Origin of the sequence: Rhodococcus sp. O3 (assembly GCF_048897285.1) — a bacterium.
In the GTDB taxonomy this organism is placed as follows: domain Bacteria; phylum Actinomycetota; class Actinomycetes; order Mycobacteriales; family Mycobacteriaceae; genus Rhodococcus.
In genome coordinates, this window is sequence record NZ_JBMBTE010000301.1 from 1 (window position 1) to 1,523 (window position 1,523).

Annotated in this window: 2 protein-coding genes and 1 pseudogene; all 3 read right to left on the reverse strand. The window is 73.4% G+C overall.

Annotated elements, in window-relative coordinates; translation table 11 throughout:
• Positions 1–108: 108 nt before the first annotated feature.
• On the reverse strand, positions 109–648 hold the full coding sequence (locus ACN675_RS29105; protein ID WP_420754108.1) for a copper resistance CopC family protein: 540 nt from the start codon (positions 646–648) through the stop codon (positions 109–111).
• Positions 645–1,304, reverse strand: coding sequence for a YcnI family protein (locus ACN675_RS29110; RefSeq protein WP_420754109.1), 660 nt, complete (start codon positions 1,302–1,304; stop codon positions 645–647). Before ACN675_RS29110 ends, ACN675_RS29105 begins: the two co-directional genes overlap by 4 nt.
• Before the next feature lie 39 nt (positions 1,305–1,343).
• A pseudogene (locus ACN675_RS29115) lies at positions 1,344–1,523 on the reverse strand (hypothetical protein); the annotation flags it as partial.

Genomic DNA, 1,523 nt, shown 5'->3' on the forward strand with positions numbered 1-1,523 from the left:
CCCAGCTCGAACCCTGAGGCGCGGCCAGTAGCCAGCCGGCGGCCACACCCGCGGTCGCACCGACGACGGCACCGAGCAGCCATCGCCGGCGCGCCAGCACCACGGAGGTCAGGCCTTCGGCTTGCGCAGAGCGAACCACAGCCCGCCCGCGATCACCACGACCGCGGCCACGACGAACCACCACACTGCGACGCCACCGCCGTCACCGTCGGCCGAGGTAGCGGCCGGGGTCTCCGGCGCTGCGGTGTTCGTGCCCGCGGCGGGAGCCCCGGGCGCGCCCGACCCGTCCTGCGTGAGCGTGAACGTGCGGGTGCCGCTGACCGGATGCCCGTCGGCGGAGGTCACCCGGAACGCGATGGTGTACACGCCGGCCGGGCCGAGCTCGCCGACCTCGACGCCGACGGTCGCGCCGTCGACGACCGGATCGCCGTGCGACCACAGGTTCCCGTCCGGGCCGACGACGGTGAGCGCCGCGAACTGCTGCTGCATCGCCTCGTTGAACGTCACCGTCACCCGCTCGGGTGCCTGCGCGATCTGCGCGCCGTCCTCCGGGTTGCTGGCCAGGACCACGGCATGCGCCGACGCCGGTCCGGCGGACATCAGCAGGGCCGCGACCAGGGCGGCCAGGATCGTGAACACGCGATTCATGAGCGTCGTCCCTTCAGTACCGCACCGAGGCCGAGTGCCGCGCCGAGCGCGCCGAGCACCAGGCCGATTCCGCCGAGCCAGCGGGCGGTGTCGTCGCCGGCAACCTCGGAGGTTGCTGTGGTTTCGGACGCCGCGGTGGTTACGACGTCGTGGCCGTCGCCGCTGCTCGCGGTGAGGGTCAGGCTCGGCGCCGGCTTCTCCGGCTCCGCGTCGCCGGTGGCCTCCTGATCCCACGCGACGACCTGACCGTCGCTGTAGGTCTGCACCGCCGGGAACGACACCGCGTCCTGCTCGGGCAGCGGCCCGGCGGACAGCAGGAACTGCTGGAACTGGCCGGGTCCGACGGCGACGCCGGGATCGGCGGTCCAGGTCACGGAGGTCGCCAGACCGGACGCCGGGTCCTTCGTGACGGTCGCGGTCCAGCCCGGCATCGGCTCGGTCCGCGCGGACTTCAGGCCGGGCAGCGTCACCGTCAGCGCGGTGGTTCCGGCCGTCTCGGACTCGGTGGGCACCCGGAACGTGAGCACCGAATAGCCGCCCTGCGTAGCACCGGGTGCGGCGACGGTGACGTGCGCGGACGCGACGCCGGCCCCGGCGAACAGCATCGCAGCGGTAATGCCCGCGGCCGTGACGCCGCGGGTCGAAAGGGTCTTCATCTTCTGTATGTGGCTTTCTGATCGGAGAGGACGTGCGGTTCAGGCGACCGCGACGGGTGGTCCCCTCCGACGGATGCTCGGCGGTGGTCGCGCCTCGACGACGCAGCGCACCGAACCGACCGGTACGACGCGCGCCGGAGCCTCGACCGGCACCGGGCCCGCCGACAGCACGGCGCGCACCACGCGAGTGATCGCCGCGTGCAGCCGTTCGGCGACGGT